Raw genomic sequence first — 24,977 nt, 5'->3', positions numbered from 1 at the left:
GGCGGGGTTGCCCGGCCTGGCACATGAGCGCGTAGGCCGGACAAGTACAACGTATTTCAGCAGTCAATTAACCGGCGTCAACCTGCGGTTTACGGCTGTGTTTACGGATCAGACGTAACACTGGCGGTACGACAATGACCATGATCGCCATGATCAGCAGGGCTTTGGCAACGCCGCTTTGCCACAAAATCGCCATATTGCCGTTACTGATGGAGAGTGCGCGACGCAGGTTCTGTTCCAGCATTTCCCCCAGTACGAATCCCAGGATCAGCGGCGACATGGGGAAGTGCATTTTACGTAAAATGTACCCTAACACGCCGAGTGCGACCATCAGCACCAGATCGAAGGTGGTGCTGTGTACCGCATATACCCCTACCGCCGATACGGCAGCGATGGCGGGTACCAGGAACCACAGCGGAATGGTGAGCATACGGGTGAACAGACCGATCAACGGGATATTCATGATCAGCAGCATCACGTTCGCAATCAGCAGCGCAGCGATGAGTCCCCAGACGATATCCGGCTGTTCGGTGAACATCGCCGGGCCTGGCGTGATGTTGTACAGCGTCAGCGCCCCCATCATCACTGCCGTAGTGCCGGAACCGGGAACGCCCAGCGTCAGCATCGGGATGAAGGAGCCGCAGGCAGAGGCGTTGTTTGCCGCCTCCGGCGCCGCGACGCCGCGAATATCCCCTTTGCCGAAGCTATCGCTGTTGCCGCTGAGTTTTTTCTCGGTCATATAGGTAATGGCGCTGGCGATGGTCGCCCCGGCGCCGGGCAATACGCCGACAAAAAAGCCGATTACCGAAGAACGCAGGGTGGTGCCGATACACTGCGCGCCTTCTTTCAGGTTGAACAACATTCGACCCGTTTTGCGGACCATTGTTTGCCCGCTGCTGGTATGTTCCAGCATTAAAAGTATTTCTGATACCGAGAACAGGCCGATCACCACGACGATAAACTGTACGCCGTCGGAAAGATGAACGCTGTCAAAGGTAAAGCGATAAACCCCGGTGTTGGCGTCCACGCCGACGGTCGCAAGGCCAAGACCGATCAGCGCTGCCAGAAATGATTTAAGCGGGTTTTGCGCCATCATGCTGCCAAGACAGGCGATGGCAAAAACCATTAAGGCGAAATATTCCGCCGGACCGAAGGCCAGCGACCATTGCGCCAGTAAAGGGGCGAACAGAATGATGCCGCCGATAGCGATTAATGAACCGAAAAATGAGCTGACTGCGGAAATCGACAGCGCTACGCCGCCTTTCCCTTGCTGTGCCATCGGGTAACCGTCCAGCGCCGTCATGATCGCCGCCGCATCGCCGGGGACGTTGAGCAATATGGAGGAGATCCTGCCGCCATACTCACAGCCAATGTACACCGTCGCCAGCAGAATTAGCGCCGACTCCGCAGGCAGATGCAACGCAAAGGCCAGCGGCAGTAAGATTGCCACGCCGTTGATCGGTCCCAGACCCGGCAGCAGACCGACGATCGTGCCCACGAAGCAGCCAATCAACGCGATAACCAGGTTTTCCGGCGTCATCGCCACCGCAAAACCCTGAGAAAGATATATCCAGGTATCCATCGTTGCTCCGTTAACTCAGCCAGGCGCCGAGAGGTAAGGTGACATCAAGCAGCCGGTCAAAGGCATACCACAGCAGAATACCTAATACCGCGCCGGAGATACCCGCCGCCGGAATCGTGGCGCCGAACAGCATCCCGATAACCATGGTGAGAAGCGCGGTGGCGATGGGAAAACCCAGCCATTCGAATCCCCAGGCATACATCAGCAGGATGATGATCATGGTAATTAGCTTTTGCAGAACATGACGGCGCGGCCAGCTCACCGTGTCGGGATGGCGCAATAACAGCGCCAGCGCGCAGAGCGCCATCAGGCCGATAATCCCCAGCGGAAAAGGGCGGGGGCCGACGGGTTCATAGCTGTATTCGCTTTGGATCTGCCAGGCGATGAATAGCCCGGCGATACAGAGCAACAGCCAGATACCCGCAAAGATACGATCGCTCATCATTGCCTCCGCGATTATTTCGCGAGTCCGAAGGCTTTCGCCTGTTCACGGTAATCAGTAACCTGTTTTTTCACGTAGTCATCGAGCTGCTGGCCGGTCATGTCGAACTCAAACAGGCCGCGCAGATCGCGCTGCTTTTTAAACTCGTCGGTTTGCTGGAGCTTCTTGAAGGTATCCACCCACCACTGGTAATCGGCATCGCTGACTTTGGGCCCGACGTAGAAGCCGCGAATAATCGGCCACACCAGGTCGTAGCCCTGTTCTTTAGCGGTAGGGATATTGGCAAGCTGGCCCGGCAGACGATTTTCTGAAAAGACGGCAAGCACGCGGATTTTGTCGCCGCCCAGATAAGGCACCATTTCACTGAGATCGCCGGAGACAACCTGAACATGGTTGCCCATTAATGCCGTCACCGGCTCGCCGCCGCCCTCAAAGGCAACGTAGCGCATCTTGTGCGGGTCGACGTTCGCCTTTTGCGCCAGCAACGCCGACTTCATCCAGTCCTGGCTGCCAATAGAGGCGCCAGCGCCAATGACCACGCTGTTGGGATCTTTTTCCATCGCCGTCATCAGATCTTTCAGCGTCTTCCACGGGGAATCCGCACGCACGGCGATCATGCCGTAATCAGTGCCCACGCTTGCCAGCCAGCGCACATCATCCACGCCGTAGCGACCAAATTTCCCCTGCGACAGGTTGAGCAGCGAACCGCCGGAAAAGGCGACCACAGTCCCGGGTTCGCCAGGGCGTTGGGCGACTATCGCGTTATAGGCCACAGCGCCGACGCCGCCGGGCATATACGTTACCCGCATGGGTTTCTCGATAGCGCCAGTCTCCAGCAAACTCACCTGAATCAGCTTACAGGTGAGGTCGAAACCGCCGCCAGGTTTGGCTGGCGCGATACATTCCGTTCGCGACGGCGCCTCCTGCGCCAGAACAGAGGTACTCATTAATAAAATGCTTGCAGTAAGGGTACGAAGTAATTGTTTTTTCATTTTTTATCCTCACGCCGGACGTCCGGATTTTTCAGGTTCGGAAGAAGATTTTTGTGATTATGTGAGCCGACATGTAGCAGTTCGGTTGCGTGATTGTTAAAACAATAACCTTTCAATTCCCTTTCAATGCGGCAGAAACTTTACAGGATGTGATATGCGTCTCTTATTGGCGGAAGATAACCGTGAGCTGGCTCACTGGCTGGAAAAAGCGCTGGTGCAAAACGGCTTTGCCGTGGACTGCGTATTTGACGGCCTGGCGGCTGACCATCTTCTGCACAGTGAAATGTACGCGCTGGCGGTGCTGGATATCAATATGCCGGGAATGGATGGACTGGAGGTGGTGCAACGGCTGCGTAAACGCGGTCAGACCTTGCCCGTTTTGCTGCTCACGGCGCGAAGCGCGGTGGCGGATCGCGTAAAAGGTCTCAACGTCGGCGCGGATGACTATCTGCCGAAACCCTTTGAACTGGAAGAGCTGGATGCCCGTTTACGGGCCTTGCTGCGACGCAGTGCTGGGCAGGTTCATGAAGTTCAGCAACTGGGGGAATTGATCTTTCATGATGAAGGGTATTTTCTGTTACAGGGGCAGCCGTTAGCGCTGACGCCGCGTGAGCAGGCGCTCTTAACCGTATTGATGTACCGACGAACGCGACCAGTTTCGCGTCAGCAGCTTTTTGAACAGGTGTTCAGCCTGAACGATGAGGTAAGCCCTGAAAGCATCGAACTTTATATTCATCGACTGCGTAAAAAACTCCAGGGAAGCGATGTACGAATTACGACGCTGCGCGGCCTGGGTTATGTGCTGGAGCGCGGCGATGAAGTGGGTTAAGCCGCAATCGTTGTACCTGCAACTCTTACTGTTCCTGGGGTTGCCGCTGATTCTGCTATGGGGGCTGTCGGCGTTTAACAGTTATATCAATGCGCTACAGGCCGCCACTCAGGCTTATGACCGTACGTTGCTCTCCTCGGCGCGAACGGTATCGGAACGGCTGGTGGTGCGCAATAACCATCTGGAAGTTAACGTGCCCTGGGTGGTGCTGGATAGCTTCGAGCTTAATATGAATGATCGACTCTATTACAAAGTCGTCGACCCTTCCGGAAAGGTCATTTCCGGTTATGACGATCTGCCCGCCATGCCGCCTGCTACGCCTCGTACCCGGCTTTATCCGGCGCTGGCGTGGTTCTATCATACCGAGTATCGCGGCGAGGCGATCCGCGTGGCGCGTTTGCTACAGCCGATCAACGAAGGCGGCATTATCGGCATGGCGGAGATTTATGTCGCAGAGACGCTGCAGTCCCGTCGTTATCTGGCGGGCCAACTGCTGTTCTCTTCCTGGATCTCACAGGGGCTGCTGGTGTTGCTGACCCTGGTGCTGGTTGGCTGGTTATTACGCCGGATCCTGCGCCCTATGCGTCAACTTTCATCATTAATGGTACGCCGCGAACCGGGTCTGTTAACGCCGCTGCCGGAACTGCTGCCGTGGTCGGAAACACGCTTGTTAATCGTGGCGTTTAATCGCTACATTGACAGGCTCCGCGGCATCCTTTCCCGGCAGGAACGCTTTAGCGCCGATGCTTCTCACCAGTTAAAAACGCCGCTGGCGGTGTTAAAAACGCAGGCGGCGGTGGCGTTAGCCAGCCAGCACCCTCATCACTGGTACGAAAGTCTGCAGGCGATGAGCGTAACGCTGGATAGCACCATTCAGCTCACGGAAAGATTGTTGCAACTTTCTGCGGTAAAGCATAAAGAGCAGGGCGAGCGGCGTTTTTCCCCGGTGAATCTGTACGATATCGTACAGAGCGGCTGTTTTACCCGCCTGGCGCAGGCACGGAGTAAACATATCGACCTGGGCTACGAAGGCGAACAGGAAGCGATGTGGATCGAGGGGGATGAGGTACTGCTTAGCGAGCTGTGCGGAAACTTGCTGGATAATGCGCTGAAATACACGCCTGAGCAAGGCATCGTCACCGCGCGGCTTGAACGGGATGGCGATGCCGTGACGCTGGTTGTCGAAGATAGCGGCCCCGGCATTGATGATGAACACATCCATCTGGCGCTACAGCCGTTCCACCGGCTCGATAACGTAGGAAATGTGGCCGGGGCGGGTATTGGTCTGGCTTTGGTCAATGATATCGCACGCCTGCACCGTACTCATCCCCATTTTTCCCGTAGTGAAGCGTTGGGAGGGTTATACGTTCGGATACGCTTTTTAAGCCTTGTTCCGCAGTAATGCGCACAAATGTGTCAGCGGTAAAGCACGTTTACAAAAAGTCGCATCTTGAGGTGTGACGTTTTAATCAAATGATCATACATTCCCCCTACAAACCGTAGCGTTAATTAAAAATATAGTGGGTGCAGGGGCATGAATAATCATACTAAACGACGGGGAATAGCATTAACCGTCTTTCTTGTCGGGGTTAACATCCTGGCCTGGATTTGGGCGTTCTGTGTTTTTCATCACCATGCCGTCATGCTAAGCGCAGCCATACTGGCGTATAGCTTTGGGCTGCGTCATGCGGTTGATGCCGATCATATTGCAGCCATCGATACCGTCACCCGTAAACTGATGCAGCAGGGTAAAACGCCTTTAGGCGTGGGGGCGTTTTTTTCATTGGGTCATTCGACCATTGTCGTTCTGGCATGTCTGGCGATTGTTGTGACGTCGATGGCATTTCGCGATCGTATTGATGTTTTGCATCAATATGGTTCGTTGATCGGTACGGCTGTTTCCGCTTTTTTTCTGCTGGCGATGGCCCTGCTTAATCTGTTTATTTTGTTCAACGTCTGGCGGCAATTTCGCTCGGTTACCCGCGGCGAGTCAGTGAGGGCGCATGACGAGGCGATACCTGGCGGGCTGATGACGCGTATATTTCAGCGTACGTTTCGTTTAGTCACTTCCAGTTGGCATATGTATTTTGTCGGTTTTCTGTTTGGTCTGGGATTTGATACCGCAACCGAGGTTGGGTTGCTGGGCATTTCCGCTTCAGCAGCTAACCAGGGGCTATCTCTCTGGTCGATGATGATTTTTCCTGTGCTGTTTACCGCCGGGATGGCGCTGGTGGATTCCCTGGATAACTTTGTCATGGTCGGCGCTTACGGTTGGGCTTTCTCGCATCCATTACGTAAGCTTTATTATAATATGACCATTACCGCCGCATCCGTCATTGTCGCGCTGGCGATTGGCGGGCTTGAGGCGCTGGGGTTGATTGATGATGCGTTACAGTTAAGCGGAACATTTTGGCAGACCGTCAGCACGCTTAACGATCATATGGGGAATGTGGGCTTCTGGGTAGTGGGCGCTTTTGTGCTATTCTGGCTGCTCTCGTTGTTGAATTATCGCTGGCGCGGCTATGATAAAATCACCCTCAATACCTGATTGATTTCTGTAAAAATAGCATTTCGGCAGTGGTGTCATATCATTGCCGAAGCATTTTATCTCCTGAGAGTATATTCTTCCCGGTAAGTGCGTTATTTTTCATGCTTGCCTTTCGTTATCAATTTAAGCAATCCGATATAACATACAATACCAAAAATAATAATAACAGTTGTATACCCAAGAATCAGCCAGTCTGCATGTGTCATAATATAATCCAGTTATCAGGTATCCCGTGTTAAGGCGATCTTTAAGCCTGTTGTCAGCAAGAACCACTGTACCCGTTCAGTGCTGTTGGCAATAACGTATTGTTTATGCACAAGAGCGTTGTTACAAATAACGTATACATTGAGCATAGACCTCACCTACATTTTTGTAATGCCATAAAGTAAGGCTACACCTTTAATCTACTGACGGTATACCAGGCCAGAAGAGATAAAAGGGTAGTTGTCATCATCATCTGTTCTTGACGCCAGGTTAATGACACACACATATGAAAATGTATAACCGCTGCACGCTTTTTAGCACGTTATCTGTAACATACCGTGTTAATCAATTCCATAAAACCGAGTATAGTGTAAGTGAATTTCGAGTAATTGTCATTATGATTATATGGTGGTTAACTTATTTTTTAAATTATGATTAAACTTTCGTTTTTTATCAGTTCATCAGGACTTATGAAAAATCTGGACGTAAAAAACATATTTACGTCCAGGCTTTCTTTTTAGCAAATCGATTTTCCGGTAAAATAGGGGGTCGACCACATGCGCTTATATTCCCATTCAGGCCTTAGTATGCCGATGGAAAAAAGTAATTTTTTTTGTCTTTCCTGGCAGTAATGTCTGGCACGGTTAATATTTAGCCACATTAGTATGCTGCCGGGACTGAGTGGCCTGAACTCATTTTTAATTGCACCATTAGATACGTCAAAGTAGACGTTCATCTGGCTTTCAGATTTCAATACGATATCAAATGCACAGGGTATCCCTTCAATATAAAGAATATGCCCAAACAGAAGGTGATGCAGTTGACTAAAAAAGGTGGCAAGGTTATCAGCGGGATAGCAAGATAACGTATTGCCGAAACGAGACTGAAATAACTCGATAAAAATATGAGTCAGTTCATCAGAAGAACAATCAGCAACGCTTTTTACACTACCGCCTTTTTTAAGAAATTGCTGATATTCATTACGGCGTCTTTTTTCAAACTTAGAAGAGAACGTTTCTTTGACCAGACAATTTTGTTTCTTTCTGGTGAGTTTCCATATGGCATTGCGTATTTGTGGCTGATGCAACGCTGAAAGCCGGTTAGTACGATCGGGTAAGAAGCAGCGTAAATCTGGTGCCATCGGAATAAGTATCTCATCTGACGATAGCGGGAAGGTTCTGCGCGTCAGGATGCCAATATTCTGATCATTACAGATAAAGTAGGCGCCTTTAATCTTATCATCTTCTTTATAGTGGAAGAATTTAAAATGCCAGTTATGGCGCTTCATAAAATAATCCACAATATCTGGGTGCATATTGATACTACCGCCGTATTGCGTAAACACCTCCCGGTATAGGGCAAAGGAAGACGGCTGCCAGCGGGTTAATATACGCTTAACTTCTTGTATTTTCACCAAAACTCCTGACTTAGCTTACTGAAAATTCTATTTTGTATTATTTTTTTGCTCAACCAAATAAAAATGTGACAAATGTTTAGCTTGTATTTAATGGTTAACATGCTAATCGATGACGTTATGGTGAAGGGAATAAGATTAAGATGTTGATCATAGCATGAGTGAAAGCGACGGTTTAATGCCGCGCTTTTCACTCGCAAGCCATTCTGTATTTAACCATCCAGTAGCGATACAGATTTCAAAGAGATCCGCTGAACGGTAGCAGGATCTGCGCATCCGCGTATGAAATAGTTCTACCGGGAGAGGCTGTTAACCTCTTGTATTATTGTATCCAGAATATGATAGCGCTTCCGATACTCTGCGCGTTTTTTGCTGGGGATACTTTCAGGCGCTTTACGCATCACCTGTGATGGCAGATGATATAAGGCACCTTTCTTAACGCCGTTTAGCGACTCCCAGAATTCACTATAGCTGGCCACAAAAGTTTTTTTCTTCTGGAATAAGTACCTGAGTTGACGATAAACATGGTTGTTTTCACTTACCGCATAAATCTCGTCGACATTACAGGCCAGCATCAATGTCGCAAATGCTTCATACAGCATCCGTTTAGGAAAGAGACCGTAACAATCTTTGGTGGCGTTACGTATGACTTGTGGGCCGACATGTTTACTGGGCCCTTGTAACCCGGCAACCAGCGCTATTTGCTTCCCTTCATGGCGGATAAAGGAAAATGATAAACGTGCCAACGGCGTATCATTGAAGCACAGCGTTAATGTCAGTTCACCTTCCCTGTCATAGCCACAGGGACCGCAGTAGATATCCACCAGAGCGCCGTTTTTTCCTTCCAGGTGAGCGAGCAATATTTGTTCCTCGGACAGGAGGATCTTTTTAATTTTATTTTCCGGAAAGGACTGAACGAACTGGTAGTGTTCCAGAATAGCTTTTGCCCGGCAACGTATGCTAAGCCCGGTATACAAATAGGGCCGCTGGATTTTTGCCGGCAACAGTGGACGATGAATGATCAGCGTTCTGGGCTGAGACAGATGGCATAATTCATTGAAGTATTTAATTGTCGTTACAGGGTTAATAAGGCAACGTAATACAAATTTATAGCGAAACTTACGCTCTCCCCAGCGTTTATGGCGATAAGGCGTCTGCGCCATGACTTCTTTTAACATTAATAATGGATTATATCTTTCCATATCACTTTGCTGCATCGTCATACTACGTCCCTACTACTCGATAGACTTATAACCGAGACGGTAGCCTGATTGAGTTAAACGTAAAGGCAACGAAGAAGGCCTGTACAGACGACGTTGTTAAACAGTTTATCAATGGCAGCAATAAAACGCCTGAACACGCTTTTTAATAGGTTTTCTGCTAATGAGTGGGATGAGTCCTGAACGTAGTATTAAAACGAATGCCGTGTTTATTATTTTAAATAATGTTTATACTCTAAATAATTCGAGTTGCAGGAAGGCGACAAGCGAGCGAATCCCCAGGAGCTTACTAAAGTAAGTGACTGGGGGGAGGGAACGCAGCCGCAGCACATGCAACTTGAAGTATGACGAGTATAAGCCAATATATTTATTTAGCTGGTATTGTGTAAGCCAGACAGCAAAGCGTCGTGATACGTTATTATGTAACCAGACACAAAGGGGGTATTCACCTTATCTCTAAATGCAAATCTATATGATAAATTTTATCATGTACTGTGTTGCTCTCTCTGGGAGAAAATATATGCAGCGTTCACTTGGTAGTCTGGCCGGTATGGCTACATCTGCTTTTGGCGCGGGGACTTATGCTGCTATGCGGCAAGCTACCTCTCCCAAAACTATTCTGGAATATATCATCAACTTTTTTACCTGTGGTGGGGTACGTCGGAAAAATGAAGCACAATATCAGGAATTGATAGACACTATGGCTGATACATTGAAAAGTTCAATGCCTGACAGAGGTGCTCCGTTGCCAGAAAACATCATACTGGAGGATATGGATGGGTATCGTGTCGAATTTAATCTTCCTGGTGAGAATAACGAAGCTGAACAAGTTATTGTACGGGTCAGTAAAGGCGACAATTCTGAGACAAGAGAAATCCCGTTTGCCTCTTTTGAAAAAATATGTCGAGTTTTACTATTCAGATACGAATTTTCTCTCCCTCAGGATTCTGTAATGTTAACTGCCCAGGGAGGCATGAATCTTAAAGGCGCTGTCCTTACCGGAGCAAATCTGACGGCAGAAAATTTATGTGGCGCAGACTTAAGCGGCGCAGATTTAGATGGGGCAGTACTGTTTATGGCGGATTGTGACGGTGCAAATTTTAAGGGGGCAAATCTATCGGGAGCATCATTAGGCGACAGTAATTTAATGAACGCCTGTCTGGAACATAGTATTATGTGTGGCGCTACCCTCGATCGCGCTAATCTTACTGGCGCCAATTTACAATACACAAGTCTGTTAGGCTGTAGCATGGTAGAATGTCTTTGCTCCGGTGCAAATATGGATCACGCTAATATTTCAGGCGCAACCCTTATACGTGCTGATATGAGCGGTGCGACATTACAGGGTGCTACTATAATGGCTGCTGATATGGAAGGCGCTATCTTAACCCGGGCAAACCTGCAAAAGGCGAGTTTCATTTCTACGAACCTGGACAGGGCTGATTTGGCTGAGGCTAATTTAAATAATACCTGTTTTAAAGATTGTACACTAACCGATTTGCGTACCGAAGACGCCAGAATGTCTACAAGTACACAAACACTCTTTAACGAATTTTATAGTGAAAATATTTAGCCTTTTTGACGTAAATCTGAAATAAAAGCAATGTAAGAATAACTATCTGCTACTGAATAGTAGCTGAGAGTTAATTATTTACAGTATCTTTTATTATTACAGGAGTATGCGACGGTAAAAATATCTGAACAACCATTTCTATTTTCTCAAGTAGAACTTCCAACTAAAGCGAATTGTTTGAAAAGGAAAACGTTATGCCTGGATGTATAAGTGCCTGTTCGTGCGTTGCCAGCCCGACGCCTCCCGATCCTAAGGCCCCCCCTAAGCCTAAGTGGATAGAGTTAAAAGGTTATTGTGTTACATGTACTAGTCAGGAGGATATTCGTCCACCTAAAGCGGGTGAACCAAAGCAAAAAATGACACCCAGCGAGTTAGTGCTCTTACGAGGTCTTTTAAAAGACCTGGGGGTAACACAACATCCCTGGCAAGACCCGACAGTAAAATCCACTAACTGTGGGTTGCCATATTTTCCAGTAGATCCTGGAGAACGAGAAACCGATGTCTGACGGTTTTCTGTCTGCAAAGCGCCTGATAATTATTACCAGGCGCTTTGTATTTTGGAGCCAACATCACTTTCATTGTCATATATCGAATGACTACAATCGTATCCGATCCCACCATTACCCAGACGGAAAGTCGCTGGCAAACTGTAAGAACGGTTCGCCGTCGGCAGGGAAGCGGCGGTGAACCCTGAACCGCGCTATACCATCTGATCTGGTTGTTTATTATCATTAATGCTTTGAAAAATAATTAATTTCCTCTATTCCTGTTTTGTAAAACCTTCGTTCAGTAGGCGCATTCTGCCCCCTTCCCGGATTTACTGGCAAAGTGGAGCCCGGACAGAGAGTCATATTGCAAAATCCCGTTTCTGTTTTCTTATTACCAGATTTTTGCGGTCGAAAGATTGCCTTTCTTTTAATTGAATGATAATTATTATCATTGGCATATGATAATAATTACTATATAGCCGTAACCTGGCAAGGATGTGAGCTTGAGGGCAACAGCGCTACTTTAGACATTATTTAGGGAATGGGTATGAGAGTTAAGAAGTACATCTGGTTAATAACCGTGGTTTCTACAGGGATTAATAGTCCATTATCAGCAGCAGAATCTACTGACGACAACGGCGAAACGATGGTGGTTGAATCCACCGCCGAGCAAGTATTAAAGCAACAGCCGGGCGTTTCGATTATTACTCGTGACGATATTCAAAAGAATCCTCCCGTTAACGATCTTGCCGATATTATTCGTAAGATGCCTGGGGTTAATCTTACCGGCAATAGCGCCTCGGGGACGCGCGGAAATAACCGACAAATTGATATTCGTGGTATGGGGCCGGAAAATACCTTAGTGCTGATTGACGGCGTGCCGGTGACGTCGCGAAATTCGGTTCGCTATAGCTGGCGCGGAGAACGCGACACCCGTGGCGATACAAACTGGGTACCGCCGGAGATGGTAGAACGTATTGAAGTGATCCGTGGGCCCGCCGCCGCGCGCTATGGCTCCGGTGCCGCAGGCGGGGTGGTGAACATCATCACCAAACGCCCCACTAACGACTGGCATGGCTCGCTGTCGCTTTATACCAACCAGCCGGAAAGCAGCAAAGAAGGTGACACCCGGCGGGGTAACTTTAGCCTTAGCGGCCCGTTGGCTGGAGATACGTTGACGATGCGCCTGTACGGTAATCTCAACAGAACCGATGCCGACAGCTGGGATATTAACTCCTCCGCCGGGACCAAGAATGCCGCCGGACGGGAGGGGGTCACCAATAAAGATATTAATAGCGTCTTCTCATGGAAAATGACCCCGCAGCAAATCCTTGATTTTGAAGCGGGATACAGTCGGCAGGGGAATATCTATGCCGGCGATACGCAAAACAGTACTTCAAACGCGGTTACCAAAAGTCTCGCGCAGTCCGGGCGGGAGACCAATCGCCTGTACCGGCAGAATTACGGTCTAACTCATAACGGCATCTGGGACTGGGGGCAAAGCCGCCTGGGGTTCTACTATGAAAAAACCGATAACACCCGCATGAATGAGGGGCTCTCCGGCGGCGGCGAGGGGCGTATTACCAACGACCAGACGTTCACCACTAACCGCCTGACCTCGTATCGCACCAGCGGCGAGGTGAATGTCCCGGTGATATGGCTATTTGAGCAAACGCTCACCGTCGGCGCGGAGTGGAACCGCGATGAGCTGAACGATCCTTCCTCTACCAGTCTGACGGTTAAGGATAGCAATATCGCCGGGATTCCCGGTTCGGCGGCTAACCGTAGCAGCAAAAATAAATCGGAAATCAGTGCGCTGTACGTTGAAGATAATATCGAACCCATGGCCGGTACCAATATTATTCCGGGTCTGCGTTTTGACTATTTGAGTGAATCCGGGAGTAATTTTAGTCCCAGTCTTAACCTTTCCCAGGAGTTAGGTGAATACGTCAAGGTGAAAGCCGGTATTGCCCGGGCCTTTAAGGCACCGAACTTGTATCAAACCAGTGAGGGGTATTTACTCTATTCGAAAGGCAACGGTTGTCCAAAAGATATTACGTCGGGCGGCTGTTACCTGGTCGGTAATAAGAACCTCGATCCTGAAATTAGCATCAATAAAGAGATTGGGCTGGAATTTACCGTAGACGATTACCACGCAAGCGTCACGTATTTCCGTAACGATTATCAGAATAAGATTGTCGCAGGTGATAAGATTATTGGCAGAAGCGCATCTGGCGCTTATGTATTGCAGTGGCAGAACGGCGGTAAGGCGCTGATTGAAGGTATTGAAGCCAGCATGGCTGTTCCGCTGATGCCGGACCGTCTGAACTGGAATACCAATGCGACTTATATGATTGCTTCTGAGCAAAAAGATACCGGCAATCCCTTATCGATAATCCCGAAATATACGGTGAATACCTTCCTCGACTGGACTATCACCAGCGCGCTCTCCGCTAACGTCAACTGGACGTTATACGGCAAGCAAAAACCGCGAACACATGCGGAGTCGCGTAGTGAAGAGACCAAAGGATTGTCCGGGAAAGCGCTGGGGGCTTACTCACTGGTTGGTGCCAACGTTAACTACGATATCAACAAGAACCTGCGTCTTAATGTCGGTATCAGCAATATCTTCGATAAACAGATCTATCGCTCCGCCGAAGGGGCAAATACCTATAACGAACCGGGTCGGGCTTATTATGCCGGTGTGACGGCCTCGTTTTGATGGATTATGCCCGTCGCTGGCGGGCATATTCTGGCGACGGGTTAATGACAGCGTGGTTTTTGGCTTGCCGGTTCGCGACTGATATCCAGCAATGCACTGCGAAAAGAGGCGTTAAACATGGGCCCGTGGCCCAGGCCCGGGTAATGCTGCAGGGCCGCGTTAACGCCGTTGTTCTCAAGCGTTCTCACGGTCTCCTGAACTTTTTGCAGGAGCTCGGCCATCTGGCGTTGCCTGCTATCCCCATTCGACGCAGAACCTTCCATTATAATGAGTTTTTTATGGCAGAACGGCGACGGCTTCACTGCCGTAAGGCGATTCAACAGGGCAAAGTTATCCCTGCTGAGTGACGGGCTGGCGCTGTAATAGATATGAAAGAAGGATGACGATAGCCAGGAGTCCAAAACGAACAGGCCGCCATAAGAATGTCCCCATACCCCGCGCCGTTCGGGGTTGATGGTTATTCCTTGTTCCACCTGCGGCGCGATATGTCTCTCCAGTAGCTGGCGGAACGCTGGCCCGCCGCCGGTTTTACGATGAAAACGCGGGTTATTTTCACTGCCATCGCGCTTGATTCCCGGCGCCGGCGTATAGTCATAAGCTCTGCCGTTAAGATCAAACGGCAGGTTAGTCTGATAGCCAATCGCCACAATCACCGGCGGCGAGTGGTCTGCCAGTTGTTTGAGCAGCGCCTCCGGCAGCCTGTCCATCACTGCGTTGCCGTCCAGCATATATAAAACAGGATAACCCGACGGCGGGGCGGCTTTATTGGGAATAGCGGTCCATACCCGGTAATGTCTTGCGCCATCGGCAGATTGAAAGTCATTGACCCTAAAATGGTAATATCCCGAACCTTTATCAGCAATATTCGGCCCTAATGGCTGCATATCCGGCTGCGCATAACTCAGCGCGCTAAAACAAAAACTCACTAAAAATAGCGCCATGCGATAGCACTTGTTGTGGTACTGGCGACCATACATCGGATGTGATTCCTTTTTGGCAGGTGAAGTTTTATCGGGGCAGTAGACGTAATCCGTCAATCAGCGCGCCGCGCCACCAGGCATAATCGTGACCGCCGGTGTACACGCTGCAATGGCTTTCGACGCCGGCGGCGCGCAATTTTTCATGCAACTGTTTGACCTGCGGGACCGTCGAACCTTCTAACGATCCCACGCACAGATGCGTACGTACGGCTGGCGAGGGCGCGGATAACACATGTTCGCTGACCCATGAGCGCTCTTCTGCGCTGAAATGGTTCGGGCGGTTGCGGTTGTCCGGCGTCCACCACATTGAGGGGGAGTGGCTCAGCACCAGGCCGAAGCTCTCTGGCGCGTGGCGGGCCGCCATCAGCGCGGTCACGCCGCCGAGGCTTTGCCCTGCCAGCACCGTTTGTGTACGGTCCGCCCACCGCCGTTCCGGGTAGTTGGCGCGAAGGGTTGGCAGCAGGCGTTCGGCAATGTCGAGCACCAGCTCGCGGCGACCGCCGAGGATTGCGACGCGTTCACCCGCGTTGATGTTATCAATGCCGAGTACGGCCACCGGCGCGATACGTCCGCTGCGGATGGCGGCGTCAATGGCGGCGCTTACCCCAAGATGGTCGAACCAGATCTCGCCATCCGTGAGTACCAGCAAGCCCAGCGGTTGTACGACAGGAACGTCAGGAAGATACAGCCGCACACGGCGACGTTGTCCGGCGAGCCGATGCTCTGAGGTGAAAAGCTGCCCGGCGTAAGCGCGACAGCCTGACCACTCCTCCTGTGCCGGGGCGTGATCCAGCGCCAGAACGGATTCCTGCGCATTGCCCCGAACATTTATTCCCGGCGTGCTGTTCAGCGGGTCCGCCTTCCCGACAAGGGAGGCGAAACGGCTTCCAAGCTGCAACACCGTCTCGTCCGGGGTTTCCGGTGGTATTTCGACCATCGTATAGGAACCGCAGTAGGACGCTGGTAAGCGAAGCGTCAGATGCCAGATATCCGTTGTGGGCAGTTGCGTCATCATACCTTTCGCCACGTTATCTTTATCGGTGACACGGTTCAGGCGAACATAAACCCCCCGCAGAGGAGAGGCGGCACGCCACAGGAAGGTGACTTCCCGTTCATCGTCTGCGCCGTTAATGGCTGTCACCAGAGGCAGCGCGAGCGAGTTTGCTTCTCGCCAGAAGTGAGAAGCGTCAACCTGGCTTCCGGCGGCGAGTTGGCGGCGAAGGCGCGTAGCGGTCTGTATAGCGACAGGAGCGACAGGCGGGCTCAGTCTCATTCTTTGTATTCCATCTCATTTATATTTCGGTCAGTATCAATAGCTAAAGCGGCTGTTAAAGGAACAGCCGCTTGCGGGCTTTCTTTTGCGTAAATCGTGGCGATAAAAACTATCCTATGACCTCTCCTTGCGTATCGCGTGTCTGGCCGATGCTGTCCCGCCACAGACGAGCATACAGGCCATGAGCCGCTATCAACTGCTCATGGCTGCCATATTCAGCGATACATCCTTTATCGATTACGACAATCACATCGCAGCGGCGAGCGGTGGTCAGCCGGTGCGCGACGATAAGCGCGATGCGTTTCTCGGTATGCGTCACTCCGGTAAGCGAGGTTATTAAGCGCTCCTCGGCGCTGCGGTCGATACGCGCTGTTGCCTCGTCGAGCAGCAGAATGTGCGCCTGTGCCAGTTGGGCGCGGGCGAGGGCAATCAACTGACGCTGGCCCGCGGACAGATCCGTGCCGCCGTTATTGACCGGAGTACGAAACCCCAGCGGCAGATGTTGCACAGTTTCAAAGAGTCCCGCCTGTCGCGCCGCGATCTCCACCTCCGTGTCGCTGCTGTCTGGCCGCGAATAGCGGATATTTTCGGCAATATCGCCGCTAAATAATGCGACATCCTGAGTGACCAGCCCCGTCTGGCGACGATAATCACTAAGCGACGCGGCATCAATTAGGCGCTCACCGACACGGATTTGCCCGCTGCCGGGAGAGTAGAGCCCGGCCAGCAGCTTGATCAGCGTCGATTTGCCGGCGCCGCTACGTCCGACCACCGCGACTACCGTTCCTGGCGGAATGGTGAGCGAGAGATTATCAAGCACAGGTTGCGTTTTTTCGGGATAGCGGAATGTCAATGCCTCCAGACGTAGCGCGCCGCCAGTGCCAGGCGTTATGGAGGACGGTTCAATATTCTCCGTTTCCTCAGTCGCCAATAGCGCATTGATATGTTTGCCGCTGGCGGTTGCCTGCTGCCAGGAATCAACAATGCCTGACAACTGCTGTACCGGGCCATAAAATTGTCCCAGTAGCAGGAAGAACGCCGCCAGTATCCCGGGCGTCATTTCGCCTCCGGCGACCCGGGTCGCCCCGATTAAAAGCACGGCGGCATAGGCGGCCTCGGTGCAGAAGGTCAGGAACGGAAAATAGACAGCAAGGTATTTTTGCGCCCGCACGCGGGTGGCGCGGAAGTTGTCTGATAACGCCCGTAGCCTGGCGGCTTCCTGCTTCTGTTGACCGTGTGACTGCACTACCCGCATACCGGAGACCTTTTCCTGAAGCGTACTGTTCACCTTACCAATTTCCAGCCGTGCCTGGGCGTAGGCAGGCGAGCTCAAACGGCGGTAAATCCACGTCGCCAGTATCACTACAGGTACGGCGCTTAATGCCGTTAACGCAAGAATGGGGTCAAGCCAGAACATTGCCGCGGCGATAGCGACCATCGTCACGATGCTGGTGGCCGCGCTGGCAAGACCGTTTTGCAGAAATCGGGCGAGTGAATCAACGTCGACAGTCATGCGAGTAAGACGCGAGTCGATGTGCTTCTCGTGCCAGGGAAGACTCAGGCGTAGCAGGTGGCTGAAGCTGCGTAAGCGTACCGTATGCTGTACCGACTCTGCCGCGCGGGCGGCGAAGATCGTTTGCAGCGCATAGCAGCACCAACCGATCGCTACCAGACACAGCGCGAGCAGGGCGCATATGCCAATAGTCGACATATCCCCTACGGCAACGCCTGAGTCAATACCGCGCTGCAAAAGCACCAGCACGCCAACGCCTGCGGCGGAATCAAGCGCGATAAGCAGGGCGGCGATGACGAACATCCAGGCTACTGGCGTCAGCAGCGATGAGACTTGACGCCCGTGGCCTGCCAGCGCCATCTGTACGGCGCGTTCCGGAACGCGCGTCATCCGGTCGACAAAACCTTTTCCGGCGGGTGTCTGGCGCTCATGCGCGTCGTCGGATTTTACCGCCTGCGTTGTTGGCCATAGCGCACGTTGTTCCGCCGGGGCGAGGGCGAGAAAATCACCCTCGCCGCTCATCAGCGAGCGAAACGTCGGACACCTTGCATCCAGCTCCGCCTGGGTACCGATATCCACGACGCGGCCTTTATCCAGCACGACGATCCGATCGGCTAACTGTAGTGTTGAACGGCGGCGTGCAATCACCAGCAGCATATGCTCATTATCGGCATAACGACCAAGAGCCGTGTTAATTTCCGCTTCAGTACCGGCATCGACCGCCGAGGTGGTGTCATCGAGAATCAGCAGTTCCGGCGCGGTAATCAGTGCCCGGGCTAGCGCAATACGCTGGCGTTGGCCGCCGGAGAGGTTGCTTCCGCGTTCGGCCAGTCGGGTGTTGAACCCCTGCGGTAGCGCATTGATGAACCCGCTGGCGCCTGCGGCATCGGCGGCGCGTCGAATGTCGTCCTGAGTCGCTTGCGGGTGCCCATAGGCGATGTTTTCCGCCACCGTACCGGCAAACAGAAACGCGTCTTCAAACACTACGCCAACGCGACGACGAAGCGCCGTCAGTTTCAGGTCGCGAATATTCTGTTGACCCGCAGTGGTGTTGAGCCACACCCCGCCGGAGGTGGGATCGTAAAAGCGCGCCAGCAACATCAGCAATGTTGATTTTCCGGAGCCGGATGCGCCAACCACTGCCACGGTTTCACCGGTGTGAATGGAAAACGAGATCTCATTGAGGATACGGTTACCGTTGTCGTAGTGGAAACTCATCTTCTCCACGTCCAGCCCGATAATCTGGCCCTCAACCGACTCAGTACCGTCTTCCATGCGAGAACGCGTGTCGATAAGCGCGAAGACGCGCTCTACCGACGCCTGTGTGCGCTGTGCGATAACCAAAAACGATGCCAGTACGCGGGTAGGGCCGGTCAGCATAGCGAGAAAACTCGCGAACGCAACGAAGGTTCCCAGATCGATGCGCCCGTTCATTACCGACCAGCCGCCATAGCACAGCAGGACGATTTGCCCTATCACCGGTAGCGCCAGCATGGTTGCGCCCGGCATCGCCTGCGAGATAGCGGCGCCGATGCGTACCCGCACCATCTGCCGCGACTGACCATCGAGCCAACGCGTTTCGCGCAACTCCGCCACGCAGGACTTCACCACTGAGATCTGTTCCAATACTTCGCGCATATGCTCCGTCATGTGCGCCAGCCGGTCTGAGGCAAGCCCCGTTTGCGCGAAAACACGGCGACGGGCGCGCAGGGCGGTAATGGCAAGGGCGACCAGTACGCAAATCACGATAAGCGTCATGGATGGCGACATCCATAGCATTACCGCGATACCGGCCACATAGTAAGTGAGCACCGCCAGCGGCACCGGACACATCTGTAGCAAGGTGTGTACCTGTTGAAGATCGCTGTTGGTACGCGAAATGACCTGCCCGGTACGCAAGGCGTCCTGGCCTGCGCCGTCCAGTTTTTGAATACTATCGAACGCACGGTTACGTAACGTATGCTGAACCCACAGCGAGAGTTCCCCGGCATAGCCGCGGCGCACGTAATTCCCGATAAAATCAAAAAGGGCAATTAATATCAGGCCGCAGGCAAGTAACGGTAGGCGGGTCGTATCGCCTGCTATCGCGTCATTGACGGCCTGACGCGTTATTAGCGGCGTCAGCGCAGCCAGTAAAATGGTCGATACTGATGCTACGATGACAATGATGCTCAGTGTTTTACGTTCCCAACACACGCGGGCAAGGCGAACTATCCAGGCACGAGCGGGCATGGGGGAATGAGTCGCGGGCATTAAGCCTCCTTATCGGTGAAAGATGAGATATGGCGACACACGCTGGGTTCAGCCGCCATATTGTCATTGCGCTGCCGCGGTTAGCCGTGTTGCAGCATGGCGATCAGTTTTTTTGCCACCTCGGTCGGGCAAGGCTGGGCCGCCATTTCCGCCGCGACCTCCTGCGACGCCTCGCGAAGCGCGTGATTATCGAGGAAGGTATTGATCATGCTGCTCGTAAGTCCGCTTTTACCGGGAATAATGCCGCATCCGCGCTCGACCACGGCGCGGGCATTGACGGGTCTGTCGGCACCCTGGCCAAAGACTATCTGCGGAATGCCGGCATGCAGCGCCGTCAGGGTGTTGCCTGCGCCGCCATGGTGGATAAAACCGTCGGCGCCGTTAAGGAAAACGCCCATCGGAAGCCAGTCGACCAGACGGACATTCGGCGGCAGTGAACGTAAATCCGAGCGGGCGTTTGCCGGAAGATGCAGGATGATTTCGGCATCTACTTCGCCGGCAGAATCCATTACCCAGGAAATCAGATCCAGGCCATCCACCATCGGTTTGACGGTGCCGAGGCTGACCAGAAGACGCTTGCGATCAGGTGTACGTTCCCACCATTCTTCCCAGACGGCGCCGCCGTTATACGGGACGTATTGCATGGAGATAACCGGCTCTCCGTCATTTTGCAGAATGCTCATGCTGGGCGGTGTGACGTCTATCCACGCCAGATCTCTTGGTGGCGCGCTGACCCCATGGCGGCGGTAGGCGTTAGAAAGCGATTTCGTCACGCCTTTGATGTGCCAGGGCGTATGACCGAAGCCGACGGTTTGCATCACTACCGGAATGTCATACTTAGCGGCAATCAGTGGTCCAACGACCCCAAGGGGAGGGTAGACGATGAGATCTGGCCGCCACTGCCCGGCGAACGCGACCAGCGGGTCAGTCATCTCTTCGCTGAAGAATGAGAAGTTCCCCATTTTTGTTCCAATGTTATTTTCTTTTCGTAATGCCTCCTGACGGCGATAACCCGCTTCCGAATCGAAACCAGGCGCAGCGTCAAATACCACCAACCCAGCTTCGGCTGCTTTCTGTGCAAATTTTCCACCGCTTGCAATCAGCACTTCATGGCCATTAACACGAAACGCTTGCGCCAGGGACAGCACAGGGTATAGCAGTCCATACAGTGGTGGACCGACAAACAGAATACGCATGAGAAATCCTCTCTCTCCACGTCATAAATCGAACAAGTTGTTAATGAGAATGATAATAATTACCAATATCATTTGTAAAATGCAATAACAAATACGACACTTGTTCATGTGATGATTTTTTGCGTAAAAATCGGGAAAGAGGAGAGCGTTAAGCGGTGAAGTTTGGTTTCAGGCTTATTTACGCGCGTATGGTCGCACAGGCAAAGTGCCAGGATTGGGGAACTGGATTCGCATACCAGACGCCCGTGGATTATTAATGATAACTTCGTAAATAACCTTTCAGACAATGAGGTAAACGTACCGACAACAAGGTAACGGGAAGCGTAGGTAGTAGTATTGATAACGCGTGGCGGGGCAATTTAATGGTGTCCGGCGGCAGATCGTGTTCTGTGTGGACTTTCCGGCGTTAAATCCCGTATCACCTGCGAGCCTGGACTATCTCTGTGGTATCAACTCTGTAGTAATTTTGTCCCCTTCGTCTTCATTAACCAATGAAACCGGCTTTAACGTCACCGTTCGAATGTTGCGAACGAACAGCTCCTTATGCGGAATATCGTCACCGCTCTGCGATTTTTATAGCGCATCAGCCACACGATTTATTGGTTCTTGAAAACCAAGGTTTTTGATAACCAATGTTATGCCAGGCTTACCTGTGTCATCCAGGTTATCGACACTTGAGGCATAAACTTTACTATTTTTTCTGTCCGTAATTGCTTACATCTAACATTTTGATTAAAAAGCCTTTCCAGGTGAATACTGTGTCTGGTAGTGTTTTGAGCGATGTCGTCTATAGCTGGATGTAACATAGGCCTTATCGTGAGCGCGCTACACTATATAAGTTAATGCGTTGAATTTTTTCTCTTTTTAATTAGATGCTGTCTTTTTCGTATACCCTTCCGGTTTATTTATGCCATACACCTGTATTACAAAAATGTTATATCCATCCTGTTGTAATTTTTATTTTAATTCATTCGTTTTTTTATGCGGCTTGCCGGAAAATATCTGTATAAGGTAGATACGCCAATACCAAAAATAATAGCTAGTTGCTGCCGAGGATGGCCTTTCTCTAATAGCCGGCTAATCTGTTCCTGTTCATGTCTATTGATCGCCCGAGGGCGCCCTCCCAGTCGTCCTTGCGCTCTGGCGGCAGCCAGTCCGGCAAGGGTTCGCTCGACAATTAATTCTCGCTCCATCTCGGCCAGTGCTGACATTACATGAAAAAAGAATCGCCCCATCGCGCTACTGGTATCAATACTATCGGTTAAAGAATGGAAGTGAGCTCCACGTTCATGTAATTCTGATATTAACGCCACCAGGTTTTTCACGCTGCGGCCCAGTCTGTCTAATTTCCAGACGACAAGAGTATCGCCTTTATTTACATACTTTAACGCTCGTTTCAGGCCGGGGCGGTTTGCAATCTTGCCACTGATACGGTCTTCAAAAATGCGGTCACAATTTGCACTAGTAAGCGCATTACGCTGTAAATCGATATTTTGGTCAATTGTTGACACCCGAATATACCCAATAGTAGCCATGATTTTCTCCTTTACATCAGATAAGGAAGAATTTTAGTCGCTTTTCTCATGGAGGATTGCTTTATCAAAAACCTTCCAAAAGGAAAATTTTATGGCACAAGTAATCAACACTAACAGTCTGTCGCTGCTGACCCAGAATAACCTGAACAAATCCCAGTCCGCACTGGGCACCGCTATCGAGCGTCTGTCTTCTGGTCTGCGTATCAACAGCGCGAAAGACGATGCGGCAGGTCAGGCGATTGCTAACCGTTTTACCGCGAACATCAAAGGTCTGACTCAGGCTTCCCGTAACGCTAACGACGGTATCTCCATTGCGCAGACCACTGAAGGCGCGCTGAACGAAATCAACAACAACCTGCAGCGTGTGCGTGAACTGGCGGTTCAGTCTGCTAACAGCACCAACTCCCAGTCTGACCTCGACTCCATCCAGGCTGAAATCACCCAGCGCCTGAACGAAATCGACCGTGTATCCGGCCAGACTCAGTTCAACGGCGTGAAAGTCCTGGCGCAGGACAACACCCTGACCATCCAGGTTGGTGCCAACGACGGTGAAACTATCGATATCGATCTGAAGCAGATCAACTCTCAGACCCTGGGTCTGGATACGCTGAATGTGCAGAAAAAATATGATGTGAAGAGCGAAGCAGTTAAAAGCGGCGGTGGGGCAACACTCAATACTGCTGGTCTTAATGATACAGCTCTTAAAGCGGGTGTTGGTGGTGCAACAAACGGTACTGCTGCAATTAAGGATGGTAAAGTCTTCTTCGATGCAACTGATAATAAATATTTTATTGAAGTAGAAGGTTTAACCGCTGGCGACGCTACTAAAAATGGTGTTTATGAAGTTAGTGTTGCAGATGATGGCACTGTTACAATGCCGGCAACCACGAAAGTGGCAGGAGGCATGCCAGCCACGGCGACGGCAGTAACCGAAACGCAGCCAAAACCTGTAGCTCTCAGTACAGCAGTTAAAGATCAGTTGACCGACAGTGGTATTAGTGCTGCTGATGCTGCAAAAGGTCAATTAGTTACGATGTCTTATACGGATAAAAACGGTAAGACTATTGATGGCGGTTTCGGTGTTAAAGTTGGGGCTAATATTTATGCTGCAACAAAAAATAAAGATGGATCGTTCAGCATTAACACCACTGAATATACCGATAAAGGCGGCAACACTAAAACTGCACTGAACCAACTGGGTGGCGCAGACGGTAAAACCGAAGTTGTTACTATCGACGGTAAAACCTACAATGCCAGCAAAGCCGCTGGTCATGATTTCAAAGCACAACCAGAGCTGGCTGAAGCAGCCGCTAAAACCACCGAAAACCCGCTGCAGAAAATTGATGCCGCGCTGGCGCAGGTGGATGCGCTGCGTTCTGACCTGGGTGCGGTTCAAAACCGTTTCAACTCCGCTATCACCAACCTGGGCAATACCGTAAATAACCTGTCTTCTGCCCGTAGCCGTATCGAAGATTCCGACTATGCGACCGAAGTTTCCAACATGTCTCGCGCGCAGATTCTGCAGCAGGCCGGTACCTCCGTTCTGGCGCAGGCTAACCAGGTCCCGCAGAACGTGCTGTCTCTGTTACGTTAATTTATTTCGCTTTATTCAGCCCCGTGAATCCGGGGCTTTTTCATTCAGCATAGATGAATATATCTTTATGGAATGTATAGCTGTAAATGATATTTCCTATGGGCGAGAGGCTGAAATATGGCCGCGGGATTATTCTATGCTTGCTCGTCGAGTTCAATTTCTACGTTTTAATGATATCCATGTTCGATTGGTGAGTAATAATGCCCGGATAATCATAGGCTACATTGCGAAGTTTAATCCGAGGGAAAATTTGATTCTGGCTTCGGATAAACCTAAAGGAAATAAGCGCATTGAAGTTAAATTAGAGTCTCTGGCAATTCTTGAAGAATTATCAGGTAATGACGCTTTTAATCTTTCACTGGTGCCGGCTGACGAATTTAATCTTCAGCAATATACTCCATCAAGAAGAGATTATTTTTCGATTTGCAATAAGTGCTATAAACAGGGAGTCGGTATCAAAATCTATATGAAGTATGGACAGGTTTTGACTGGCAAAACGACAGGTGTAAATGCGTGTCAGGTTGGTGTGAGGACATCCAATGGCAATCATATGCAAGTTATGTTTGACTGGGTGAGCAGGATCACGTCTTCGGACTACGCTGAATAACGCCTACGGTAA

18 protein-coding genes are annotated in these 24,977 nt (G+C 51.1%); 8 read left to right on the top strand and 10 right to left on the bottom strand.

Translation table 11 applies throughout. From position 1 onward, the window contains the following. Positions 1 to 67: 67 nt before the first annotated feature. The 3 genes from ABVM99_RS04515 to ABVM99_RS04505 are packed head-to-tail and all read right to left on the bottom strand — an operon-like array spanning position 68 to position 3,016. A complete protein-coding gene (locus ABVM99_RS04515) occupies positions 68 to 1,582 on the bottom strand; it encodes a tripartite tricarboxylate transporter permease (RefSeq protein WP_000382034.1) in 1,515 nt (504 codons plus the stop codon). Between the two features lie 10 nt (positions 1,583 to 1,592). Then, entirely contained in the window at positions 1,593 to 2,027 is a 435-nt protein-coding gene (locus tag ABVM99_RS04510) for a tripartite tricarboxylate transporter TctB family protein (RefSeq protein ID WP_001574835.1), read from the bottom strand. An 11-nt stretch (positions 2,028 to 2,038) separates the two neighbouring features. After that, the gene (locus ABVM99_RS04505) at positions 2,039 to 3,016 is read right to left on the bottom strand and encodes a tripartite tricarboxylate transporter substrate binding protein (RefSeq protein WP_000744413.1); all 978 of its coding nucleotides are present in this window, start codon (positions 3,014 to 3,016) and stop codon (positions 2,039 to 2,041) included. Between the two features lie 154 nt (positions 3,017 to 3,170). Between ABVM99_RS04505 and tctD the strand changes: the two genes are divergently transcribed. The 3 genes from tctD (at position 3,171) to ABVM99_RS04490 (ending at position 6,393) form a co-directional block, all read left to right on the top strand. Further along, positions 3,171 to 3,845, top strand: a complete 675-nt coding sequence (gene tctD / locus ABVM99_RS04500; RefSeq protein ID WP_001237934.1) for a transcriptional regulator TctD — start codon at positions 3,171 to 3,173, stop codon at positions 3,843 to 3,845. Beyond that, positions 3,832 to 5,247 carry a sensor histidine kinase gene (locus ABVM99_RS04495; RefSeq protein ID WP_023194772.1) on the top strand — a complete coding sequence of 472 codons (1,416 nt, stop codon included), beginning with the start codon at positions 3,832 to 3,834 and terminating at the stop codon, positions 5,245 to 5,247. The genes tctD and ABVM99_RS04495 overlap by 14 nt, the downstream gene beginning before the upstream one ends. A 132-nt stretch (positions 5,248 to 5,379) precedes the next feature. Next, positions 5,380 to 6,393 (top strand): HoxN/HupN/NixA family nickel/cobalt transporter, encoded by a 1,014-nt coding sequence (locus ABVM99_RS04490; protein WP_001059351.1) that lies wholly within the window; start codon positions 5,380 to 5,382, stop codon positions 6,391 to 6,393. A 721-nt stretch (positions 6,394 to 7,114) separates the two neighbouring features. Here ABVM99_RS04490 and ABVM99_RS04485 read toward each other — a convergent pair. Continuing rightward, entirely contained in the window at positions 7,115 to 8,011 is an 897-nt protein-coding gene (locus ABVM99_RS04485; RefSeq protein ID WP_000701504.1) for an antimicrobial resistance protein Mig-14, read from the bottom strand. A 293-nt stretch (positions 8,012 to 8,304) separates the two neighbouring features. Beyond that, positions 8,305 to 9,234, bottom strand: coding sequence for a VirK family antimicrobial peptide resistance protein (locus ABVM99_RS04480; protein ID WP_000178739.1), 930 nt, complete (start codon positions 9,232 to 9,234; stop codon positions 8,305 to 8,307). 517 nt (positions 9,235 to 9,751) lie between these two features. On the opposite strand from ABVM99_RS04480, the gene pipB2 reads away from it, so the two are divergent. The 3 genes from pipB2 (at position 9,752) to ABVM99_RS04465 (ending at position 14,014) form a co-directional block, all read left to right on the top strand. Further along, positions 9,752 to 10,804, top strand: coding sequence for a type III secretion system effector PipB2 (gene pipB2 / locus ABVM99_RS04475; RefSeq protein ID WP_023194773.1), 1,053 nt, complete (start codon positions 9,752 to 9,754; stop codon positions 10,802 to 10,804). A gap of 173 nt (positions 10,805 to 10,977) precedes the next feature. Then, a complete protein-coding gene (locus ABVM99_RS04470) occupies positions 10,978 to 11,310 on the top strand; it encodes a hypothetical protein (RefSeq protein ID WP_077684053.1) in 333 nt (110 codons plus the stop codon). Positions 11,311 to 11,839: 529 nt separating this feature from the next. Beyond that, on the top strand, positions 11,840 to 14,014 hold the full coding sequence (locus ABVM99_RS04465; RefSeq protein ID WP_023194774.1) for a TonB-dependent siderophore receptor: 2,175 nt from the start codon (positions 11,840 to 11,842) through the stop codon (positions 14,012 to 14,014). A 41-nt stretch (positions 14,015 to 14,055) separates the two neighbouring features. Here ABVM99_RS04465 and ABVM99_RS04460 read toward each other — a convergent pair whose 3' ends face one another. The 5 genes from ABVM99_RS04460 to hin form a co-directional block, all read right to left on the bottom strand. After that, a complete protein-coding gene (locus tag ABVM99_RS04460) occupies positions 14,056 to 14,991 on the bottom strand; it encodes an alpha/beta hydrolase (RefSeq protein WP_023194775.1) in 936 nt (311 codons plus the stop codon). 31 nt (positions 14,992 to 15,022) lie between these two features. Beyond that, positions 15,023 to 16,267 (bottom strand): esterase family protein, encoded by a 1,245-nt coding sequence (locus tag ABVM99_RS04455; RefSeq protein WP_023194776.1) that lies wholly within the window; start codon positions 16,265 to 16,267, stop codon positions 15,023 to 15,025. Between the two features lie 109 nt (positions 16,268 to 16,376). Next, positions 16,377 to 20,033: a salmochelin/enterobactin export ABC transporter IroC gene (gene iroC, locus ABVM99_RS04450; RefSeq protein ID WP_023194777.1), complete on the bottom strand. Its 3,657-nt coding sequence runs from the start codon at positions 20,031 to 20,033 to the stop codon at positions 16,377 to 16,379. Positions 20,034 to 20,113: 80 nt separating this feature from the next. Beyond that, on the bottom strand, positions 20,114 to 21,229 hold the full coding sequence (iroB, locus tag ABVM99_RS04445) for a salmochelin biosynthesis C-glycosyltransferase IroB (protein ID WP_023194778.1): 1,116 nt from the start codon (positions 21,227 to 21,229) through the stop codon (positions 20,114 to 20,116). A 962-nt stretch (positions 21,230 to 22,191) separates the two neighbouring features. Then, positions 22,192 to 22,764 carry a flagellar phase variation DNA invertase Hin gene (gene hin, locus ABVM99_RS04440; RefSeq protein WP_000190920.1) on the bottom strand — a complete coding sequence of 191 codons (573 nt, stop codon included), beginning with the start codon at positions 22,762 to 22,764 and terminating at the stop codon, positions 22,192 to 22,194. A gap of 91 nt (positions 22,765 to 22,855) precedes the next feature. Here hin and ABVM99_RS04435 point away from each other — a divergent pair, with 91 nt between their 5' ends. Together ABVM99_RS04435 and fljA are read left to right on the top strand one after the other, a co-directional pair. Further along, complete coding sequence (locus ABVM99_RS04435; protein ID WP_023194779.1) at positions 22,856 to 24,358, top strand: FliC/FljB family flagellin; 1,503 nt, start codon at positions 22,856 to 22,858, stop codon at positions 24,356 to 24,358. A gap of 67 nt (positions 24,359 to 24,425) precedes the next feature. Further along, positions 24,426 to 24,965 carry a phase 1 flagellin gene repressor FljA gene (fljA, locus tag ABVM99_RS04430; RefSeq protein ID WP_023194780.1) on the top strand — a complete coding sequence of 180 codons (540 nt, stop codon included), beginning with the start codon at positions 24,426 to 24,428 and terminating at the stop codon, positions 24,963 to 24,965. Positions 24,966 to 24,977: the final 12 nt, after the last annotated feature.

The organism is Salmonella sp. SJTUF15591, from assembly GCF_043356435.1.
GTDB classification, from domain to species: Bacteria; Pseudomonadota; Gammaproteobacteria; order Enterobacterales; family Enterobacteriaceae; genus Salmonella; species Salmonella enterica.
The sequence above is the reverse complement of the archived record's forward strand: the minus strand, read 5'-3'. Positions and strand labels throughout refer to the sequence as shown.

What these genes read in the sequence shown, in the direction of transcription:
- ABVM99_RS04515 (WP_000382034.1), bottom strand. Translation starts at nt 1,582, where the DNA reads ATGGATACCTGGATATATCTTTCTCAGGGTTTTGCGGTGGCGATGACG.
- ABVM99_RS04510 (WP_001574835.1), bottom strand. Translation starts at nt 2,027, where the DNA reads ATGATGAGCGATCGTATCTTTGCGGGTATCTGGCTGTTGCTCTGTATC.
- ABVM99_RS04505 (WP_000744413.1), bottom strand. Translation starts at nt 3,016, where the DNA reads ATGAAAAAACAATTACTTCGTACCCTTACTGCAAGCATTTTATTAATG.
- tctD (WP_001237934.1), top strand. Translation starts at nt 3,171, where the DNA reads ATGCGTCTCTTATTGGCGGAAGATAACCGTGAGCTGGCTCACTGGCTG.
- ABVM99_RS04495 (WP_023194772.1), top strand. Translation starts at nt 3,832, where the DNA reads ATGAAGTGGGTTAAGCCGCAATCGTTGTACCTGCAACTCTTACTGTTC.
- ABVM99_RS04490 (WP_001059351.1), top strand. Translation starts at nt 5,380, where the DNA reads ATGAATAATCATACTAAACGACGGGGAATAGCATTAACCGTCTTTCTT.
- ABVM99_RS04480 (WP_000178739.1), bottom strand. Translation starts at nt 9,234, where the DNA reads ATGACGATGCAGCAAAGTGATATGGAAAGATATAATCCATTATTAATG.
- pipB2 (WP_023194773.1), top strand. Translation starts at nt 9,752, where the DNA reads ATGCAGCGTTCACTTGGTAGTCTGGCCGGTATGGCTACATCTGCTTTT.
- ABVM99_RS04465 (WP_023194774.1), top strand. Translation starts at nt 11,840, where the DNA reads ATGAGAGTTAAGAAGTACATCTGGTTAATAACCGTGGTTTCTACAGGG.
- ABVM99_RS04460 (WP_023194775.1), bottom strand. Translation starts at nt 14,991, where the DNA reads ATGTATGGTCGCCAGTACCACAACAAGTGCTATCGCATGGCGCTATTT.
- ABVM99_RS04455 (WP_023194776.1), bottom strand. Translation starts at nt 16,267, where the DNA reads ATGAGACTGAGCCCGCCTGTCGCTCCTGTCGCTATACAGACCGCTACG.
- iroC (WP_023194777.1), bottom strand. Translation starts at nt 20,033, where the DNA reads ATGCCCGCGACTCATTCCCCCATGCCCGCTCGTGCCTGGATAGTTCGC.
- iroB (WP_023194778.1), bottom strand. Translation starts at nt 21,229, where the DNA reads ATGCGTATTCTGTTTGTCGGTCCACCACTGTATGGACTGCTATACCCT.
- hin (WP_000190920.1), bottom strand. Translation starts at nt 22,764, where the DNA reads ATGGCTACTATTGGGTATATTCGGGTGTCAACAATTGACCAAAATATC.
- ABVM99_RS04435 (WP_023194779.1), top strand. Translation starts at nt 22,856, where the DNA reads ATGGCACAAGTAATCAACACTAACAGTCTGTCGCTGCTGACCCAGAAT.
- fljA (WP_023194780.1), top strand. Translation starts at nt 24,426, where the DNA reads ATGGAATGTATAGCTGTAAATGATATTTCCTATGGGCGAGAGGCTGAA.